The sequence below is a fragment of the Rhodococcus sp. Ni2 genome (assembly GCF_021352185.1).
GTDB classification, from domain to species: Bacteria; Actinomycetota; Actinomycetes; order Mycobacteriales; family Mycobacteriaceae; genus Rhodococcus_F; species Rhodococcus_F qingshengii.
This window is the reverse complement of sequence record NZ_WOXZ01000001.1, coordinates 2,800,241-2,807,710: the sequence shown is the minus strand read 5'-3', so window position 1 is coordinate 2,807,710 and position 7,470 is coordinate 2,800,241. Positions and strand designations below refer to the sequence as shown.

The window sequence follows — 7,470 nt, the reverse complement described above, 5'->3', positions numbered from 1 at the left end:
CGCCAGGCACTTCGTACAACCTCGTGTCACTCACCCTCGCAGGTGGGAGTCGGTGTCCGTGTCGCTCTGACCTGGACAAAGTTACGCGAAGATCAACACAACACCAAATCGCCAGGTCAGAGCACTGCGGTCGGTTAACTTCACGGAACCCAGTACCTCTCGGCCAGTTCTTCGACGATCGGATCGCCTTCCTCGGCATGCTCCAACGCTTCGAGATCGTCGTTGATCGACACCAACCGCGGATCGTCACCCTCAGCTTCCTGAATCGGGTGCCGACCGTCCTCGGCGAGTTGCCTCAGCAACTTTTCCTTGACGCGGGCTTTCAACGAATCAGCCATACCGCCAGCATGTGCCGCGCGGGCCCAGTTGTCGAGGCCTACTCGTCGTCCTTCTTGCCGAAGACACGTCGTGCCGTCGGAATCAAGATGATCAGCGCGCCGAGCAGAACGATGAGCGAAAAAACCTGCAGTGCCATGTCGACCTCTTACCGTCACGCCGGCGCGAGCCAGCTCCCCCACGGGGTGTTTCGAACAACCGTAAATGCAACGAGAACTCCGAGCACCACGATCGTCACAGTCGGCCGAAGCACGATCATGCGATCCCGCGTGCCTTTCCAACGGCGCACTGTCCAACCGATCCACGCGATCACCAACACCGCGATAAACGGCACGATCAAGGCATTGCTGGACACTGCGGCGCCAATATCCAGATTAGTCAGGTCATTGACCGCACGAAGGCCACCACACGCCGGGCACCACAATCCCGTCAACGCGTACATCGGACAAACGCCGTAACTACCCGCGCTGTGGGGATCACGGAAGTGGAGTACCGCGGCGGCCGTCACGGCCACTGCAGCAACACCGACGGGTGCGGCCAGCGAGCGTCGTCGACTTGTGACCGCTTCCAACTCCATGGCACCCACTGTAAGAGACCCCGGCAGCGACTAGCGGGCGCGAACGACTACCGACCGGACCACCATGTCGTGCCAGCACTGGTGCTTCGAGTCCCAGAGCGGCCAGAGATAGTTGAGGAAGCATGCCCCACCCAGGATCGCCATCATGATCCAACGAAGCAGCGCCATCACCGGGCCGAGCGGTACACCGTCGGACTCCCGAATCACCGAAATTCCCAGCCACTTCTTGCCGAGTGTCTGTCCGGTGTTCCCTTGTCTGAAGACGAGGTTCCATACCTCGATCAAGAAGATCGCCAGTATGCCGACGACCATGACGATCACGCCGACCGGATTGCCGCCTTCAGCGCTCACGCTGCCGTCGTCGTATGTGGTCACTTCGGATCCGGAGAACGCGATCACCGCCCCGATGATCGCGAGGATGACGCCCGGGAGCGGAACGACAAAGCCGTCGAGGATTGACGCGAACACCCGCGAGATCCAGCTTGCGTACGGATAGGCGGGCGTCGGCGGCTGATAACCCTGCGGCGGCATCGGCGGCATCTGCCCGTACGGCGGCTGATTCTGCGATGGTTGACCTGGTCCCCAGTTCTGATCCGACATCGAGGTCTCCCCTGTTCAGGCACGTGTTCGCCGAACTCAGGATAAACCGCACATACGCAAGAATTGGGAACTAACGACAAGAGCCCCACATCCGGATTTCCGGGTGTGGGGCTCTTGGCTGAGCTGCCTGAGAGAATCGAACTCTCGACCTTTTCATTACGAGTGAAATGCTCTACCGACTGAGCTAAGGCAGCGTGCCTTTCGGCGGTGGCGAGTCTATCTGGTCAACCCCCGGATCGCGAAAACGGGGGTCGGAAAGCGGCTCCGATGGAGGCAACCATCGCATCGAGCGCCCACTGCAACTTGACGTTGAAGTCGACGGCCTCGCGGCATTCGAGCACCGCTTCGATGCATTTGAGCAACCCCTCCGGGGACGTTCGTGCAGCCAACTCGGCGGCCTGCCGAGCCATGTCGGGATGGGTCGCCGTCGACGTCGACCCCAGCGAATAGGAAAGCGCGTCCCGGTACATGCCGGCCAGGTCGATCAGCGTCCGGTCGAGAAGATCGCGGCGGGCCCGGGTGTCGCGCGATTTCTGACGCGCTTCGAGGTCCTTGATCAGACCAGCCGATCCGCGCAGAGTCCCGGCTGTTCCCTTGCCGGTTCCACCACCACCCAAGGAAACCTTGAGCTCCTCGAGCTCCTGTTCCTTGAGTTCGGCGTAGAACGCCTTGGTGTCAGCCTCGATCGACTTCACCAAGTTCTCTGCGGCCTTGTACGCCGTCGAAGCCCCGATCGCGTCGGCGGCTAGTCGAAGCGAACGCTGACGCTCGTCGCGCGCGCTCTCGTCGGTGGCGAGACGCCGAGCCCGGCCGACATGTCCGCCGCTGATCGATGCGGCGATTCTCGCCCGTTCCGGATCCAGCCCGTCGCGGTCGATCAGTACCTGGGCGATCGATTCGACGGACGGCGTCACCAACGGCATGTGCCTACACCGCGATCGGAGGGTGACAGACATGTCTTCCGGATCGGTCGTCGGCGCGCAGAGCAGGATGACCGTGCGGTCCGGCGGCTCCTCGACAACCTTCAGGAGGGCGTTGGCTGCGCCTTCGGTCAAACGATCGGCATCCTCGACCACGATCACCTGCCACCGCCCCGTCGTCGGTCGACGCGAAGCGATGTTGACTATCTCGCGCATGCCTTTGACGCTGATGCTCAGGCCGTCGGGGATGATCCGTCGTACGTCACCGTGGGTTCCACCCATCGTCGTCGTACACGCATGACACTCACCGCACCCTGGTGCACCGTCGGAGGTGCACTGCAGGGCAGCGGCGAAGCAGAGAGCAGCCACCGAACGACCTGAGCCGGGTGGCCCGGTGAAGAGCCACGCGTGGGTCATCTCCGAGCCGCTGGAATCGCCACGAGCCGACAGTGCAGCATCACGCAGGCTCTGCTCGACGTCGTGCTGACCCACCAGCCGACCGAACACACCTCGTTCGGCCACTTCAGTACTCATGCAAAAACCCTAACCGTCGGCACCGACGAAGCCTTACGAGTCCTTCTTCGCCGGAGCCTTCTTGGCGGCGGCCTTCTTTGCCGGGGCCTTCTTTGCGGCTGTTTTCTTGGCAGCGGCCTTCTTTGCCGGAGCCTTCTTGGCCACTGCCTTCTTCTTGACCGGGCCGCGCGCACGACGATCAGCCAGCAACTCCGATGCACGAGCATCGGAAATGGATTCGACGTCGTCGTCCTTGCGAAGGCTGGCGTTGGTCTCGCCGTCGGTGACGTACGGACCGAAACGGCCGTCCTTGATCACCATCGGCTTCTCGCTGACCGGATCGACGCCCAACTCACGCAACGGAGGCGTTGCAGACGCCTGACGCCCACGACGCTTCGGCTCGGCGTAGATCTTGAGCGCCTCGTCGAGCGTGACGGTGAACATCTGCTCTTCGTTGGCGAGCGAGCGTGAGTCCGTGCCCTTCTTCAGGTACGGACCGTAACGGCCGTTCTGCGCGGTGATCTCTTCCTTCGATTCGGGGTCGACACCCACGACGCGCGGAAGCGACAGCAGACGCAGCGCATCTTCCAAGGTGATCGTCGCCAAATCCATGGACTTGAGCAGCGATCCGGTCCGAGGCTTCGGGCCCGCGACCTTCTTGGCAGCCTTCTTCGCAGGCGCCTTCTTGGCAGCGGCCTTCTTCACCGCAGTCTTGGTGCTGCCCGAACTGATTTCTTCCGGCTCGGGAGCGGTGACGGGAACGATGTCCGGTTCCGGCTCGGCCGGCGGTTCGGGCAGGATCTCGGTCACGTAGGGACCGAAGCGGCCTTCCTTCGCGACGATCTCGTGGCCCGTCAGTGGGTCGACGCCCAGCTTGCGGCCCTCTTGAGGTGTCGAGAACAACTTCTCGGCGTACTCGGGAGTGAGCTCGTCCGGTGGCAGGTCATCGGGAAGATTTGCCCGCTGCGAGATCAGATCGCCTTCGGGATCGTCCGGATTCTGAACCATGCGCTCGAGATACGGCCCGAACCGGCCGACGCGCACATGAACCTCGCGGCCCTCGGCGTCGTCGAAGAGACGAATGGAGTTGACCTCGCGAGCGTCGATCTCCTCCAGGTTGACTCCGACCATCTTCTTCAGCCCGCCCTCGCGGGCGACCGAACCTTCGGCGCCTGTCTCGCCGCCGAAGTAGAAGCTGCTCAGCCAGTTGCCGCGCTGCTCACGGCCGCCGGCGATCGCGTCGAGATCGTCTTCCATTCCTGCCGTGAAGTCGAAGTCGACCAGCCGGCCGAAGTGCACCTCGAGCAGTCCGATGACGGCAAACGCCACCCAGGACGGAACCAGCGCGCTGCCACGTTTGTAGACGTATCCGCGATCGAGGATGGTCTTGATGATCGACGAGTAGGTCGAAGGACGGCCGATGCCGAGTTCTTCGAGCGTCTTGATCAGGCTGGCTTCTGTGTAGCGAGCGGGCGGGTTGGTGCTGTGCCCGTCCGGATCGAGCTTGGTGGCCGTGACTTCCTGACCCTTGACCAGCACCGGAAGCCTGGATTCGGCGTCGTCGGACTGACCGCCGGCCTCTTCGTCGACGCTCTCGACGTAAGCCTTGAGGAAGCCGGCGAACACGATGGTGCGACCCGAAGCGGAGAACGTGCAGTCCTCGCCGGTGCCTGCCGTGCCGGAGATGCGAAGCGTCAACGTCGTACCGCGGGCGTCGGCCATCTGCGAAGCGACGGTCCGCTGCCAGATCAGTTCGTACAGCTTGAACTCGTCGGAATCGAGCTTGGAGTGCAGCTGACCCGGGGTCTGGAACACGTCGCCGGCGGGGCGGATCGCCTCGTGGGCTTCCTGCGCGTTCTTGACCTTGCGGGTGTACTGACGCGGCGTCGGATGCACGTATTCCGGACCGTACAACTCGGTGGCCTGCGCACGAGCGGCAGCGATCGCCGACTCCGAGAGAGTCGTCGAGTCGGTACGCATGTAGGTGATGTAGCCGTTTTCGTACAGACGCTGTGCGATGCGCATTGCACGCTCGGACGTGAAACGAAGTTTGCGTCCGGCTTCCTGCTGGAGCGTCGACGTCATGAACGGCGGGTAAGGCTTGCGGGTGTACGGCTTGTCCTCGGCGGAGGAAACCGTGAGGTCGACGCCCTGCAATGCTTCCGCGAGACGACGCGCGTACGCCTCGTCGAGCACAGTGACCGCGCTGCCCTTGAGCTTTCCGTCAGCTCCGAAATCACGGCCGGAGGCGACACGCGAACCGTCGACGGAGACCAGGCGAGCACCGAAACTACGCGGGCTGGCCTCTGCACCGGCGTCGAGCGTCGCGGAAATATCCCAGTACGACGCCGACTTGAACGCCATGCGCTCGCGTTCACGCTGGACGATGACGCGAGTGGCCACCGACTGGACGCGGCCGGCCGAGAGCTTCGGCATGACCTTCTTCCAGAGAACCGGGCTGACCTCGTAACCGTAGAGACGGTCGAGGATGCGGCGGGTTTCCTGAGCATCGACGAGGTCGGTGTCGAGTTCGCGGGTGTCTTCGGCGGCAGCACGGATTGCCGGCTCGGTGATCTCGTGGAAGACCATTCGACGAACCGGAATCTTGGGCTTGAGAGTCTCGAGGAGATGCCAGGCGATTGCCTCGCCCTCGCGGTCGGGGTCAGTTGCGAGGAAGAGCTCGTCGGCGTCCTTCAACAGAGACTTGAGTTCGGCGACCTTGCCCTTCTTTTCCGGGCTCACGACATAGAGCGGCTCGAAGTCGTGATCGACGTTGACGCCGAGACGGGCCCACGACTCGCCCTTGTACTTGGCCGGAACGTCTGCTGCGCCTCGTGGCAGGTCGCGAATGTGACCGACCGATGCCTCGACGACGTAGTCCTTACCGAGGTAGGGAGCGATTTTGCGCGCCTTGGTCGGTGACTCGACGATCACGAGGCGACGAGGGTTACCGGACGCTCCCTGACCGCTGCCGTTGTCCGCTTTAGCCACCTGCTGCCCGAGCCTTCCTTTGGACGTTCACTGCCGTCGGCAGATCTTCAGAACTAGACGTGTGGAGCAAGTTATACCCCGTGTCTCTCTTTACAGAGTGACATACCCGCAAGACATTCGTGCAGATCAGTACAGTATGGGCTCCGTCGGACACGCGGCATGAGCACTGTCAGACGTGTGGCCAGGCGACAGAGGTGTCGACGTGTTTCGGCGCCTCACCGAGGTATTCGACGAGCTTTGTCAGTCTCTTCTTTCCCGACACACGGAGCCCCGGACCCGGTGTCCGGTTACCCAGTTGAGTCGGCGCGATACCAACCCTCATCAAGGCCTGAGCCAGCGGTGCGTGTGTCTCTTTCGCATGGGGGTCGAGGCCGAACACGAATCGTTCACCGCCTTCTTCGAGGCGGCCGGCGGCGACGGCCCACACTCGGAGTTGGCGAGAATTAGGAACCCACCCGACCGGCACGGCCTTCACTGCTCCCTTGGTCCATTGCACGGACAGCGGAAGGAGTGCGGGCGTCGACTGAGTTCGGACGAGTGGGCTGCCTTCTTCGCTACGCGTCACCTCGGCCCCGAGTCCGCACTGCGCGATCAACTCGGCAACGGCCTGCGCTCTCCAGTCCCGATCCACGACGATCGAGATCCGCGCGCGATCCTCCGAGGTCACGACCTGCCCCGGTCCGGCCAGCATTCCGGCAAGGTCCGTCACGGCAGGTGGAATCGACTCGGCAGAGAAAAAGGACAGTTGGCTCACAGAGTGAAACGTAAGCCACGAAGGTATCGACGGCATAGACGACCGGCCGTGGCCGAACAGCTGCGTGCATTCACCTCGGACAGGGAAAGTACTAACTCAGCCCGAAAAGATTTGTCCCCCACCGCACGGATGCGATGGGGGACAAATACTGTCCGAACTATTCGCTCAGCAAGTGAGCGGAAAAATCAGACCGCGCGAACGCCGGTAGCCTGGGGACCCTTGGTGCCCTGGCCGACCTCGAACTCCACACGCTGGTTCTCCTCGAGGGTACGGAAGCCGTTGCCCTGAATTTCGGAGTAGTGAACGAAGACGTCTGCGGAACCGTCTTCGGGAGCGATGAAGCCGAAGCCCTTTTCAGCGTTGAACCACTTCACAGTGCCCTGTGCCATGCTTTTCCTTCTCTTTCTAACACCGGATTCGGTGAACAGCCCTTACAGTCCACCGGGCCGGTTCCGACCGCTGTACGTCTTTATTTCCCCCTCAGGAAAGGCAGAGCACCGCGCCCGCAACAACGATCCTGCGAGCGTGCACTTTCTCAAGCCTACGAACACAGAAGCTGCGACCGATTGTCAGTCAACCATGTTCTCCGCGTGCACAACAGTCGAAAAGGGAACTAAAAACGTTAAAAGTTCGCTACGAGAAAAACAGCCCACGATCGTGGTTTCCCGCGCGCGCGCCGAGCACCCGGTTCCACCAAGACCGCCGACCGTTGCGTATCATCAAAACTGCAGGTAGCGACAGTTTCCGATTGCCGCCACACCCCAACGCCGAGCCCGGAG

At 62.3% G+C, this 7,470-nt stretch carries 7 protein-coding genes and 1 tRNA gene; all 8 read right to left on the bottom strand.

Annotated elements, in window-relative coordinates; genetic code table 11:
* Positions 1-140: 140 nt before the first annotated feature.
* The 8 genes from GN300_RS13640 to GN300_RS13605 all read right to left on the bottom strand — a co-directional run bounded on the left by GN300_RS13640 (position 141) and on the right by GN300_RS13605 (position 7,080).
* Positions 141-338, bottom strand: coding sequence for a hypothetical protein (locus GN300_RS13640; protein ID WP_054186589.1), 198 nt, complete (start codon positions 336-338; stop codon positions 141-143).
* A gap of 152 nt (positions 339-490) precedes the next feature.
* A complete protein-coding gene (locus GN300_RS13635) occupies positions 491-913 on the bottom strand; it encodes a DUF2752 domain-containing protein (RefSeq protein ID WP_007732476.1) in 423 nt (140 codons plus the stop codon).
* 30 nt (positions 914-943) lie between these two features.
* Positions 944-1,513, bottom strand: a complete 570-nt coding sequence (locus GN300_RS13630) for an RDD family protein (protein ID WP_047270004.1) — start codon at positions 1,511-1,513, stop codon at positions 944-946.
* A gap of 121 nt (positions 1,514-1,634) precedes the next feature.
* Positions 1,635-1,707 (bottom strand) — tRNA-Thr (locus GN300_RS13625).
* A gap of 30 nt (positions 1,708-1,737) precedes the next feature.
* Entirely contained in the window at positions 1,738-2,967 is a 1,230-nt protein-coding gene (locus GN300_RS13620; protein WP_019746652.1) for a DNA polymerase III subunit delta', read from the bottom strand.
* A 33-nt stretch (positions 2,968-3,000) separates the two neighbouring features.
* Entirely contained in the window at positions 3,001-5,937 is a 2,937-nt protein-coding gene (topA, locus tag GN300_RS13615) for a type I DNA topoisomerase (protein WP_063315178.1), read from the bottom strand.
* Between the two features lie 169 nt (positions 5,938-6,106).
* The gene (locus tag GN300_RS13610) at positions 6,107-6,691 is read right to left on the bottom strand and encodes a hypothetical protein (RefSeq protein WP_003946106.1); all 585 of its coding nucleotides are present in this window, start codon (positions 6,689-6,691) and stop codon (positions 6,107-6,109) included.
* A gap of 185 nt (positions 6,692-6,876) precedes the next feature.
* Positions 6,877-7,080 carry a cold-shock protein gene (locus GN300_RS13605; RefSeq protein ID WP_003946117.1) on the bottom strand — a complete coding sequence of 68 codons (204 nt, stop codon included), beginning with the start codon at positions 7,078-7,080 and terminating at the stop codon, positions 6,877-6,879.
* Between the last annotated feature and the right edge of the window lie 390 nt (positions 7,081-7,470).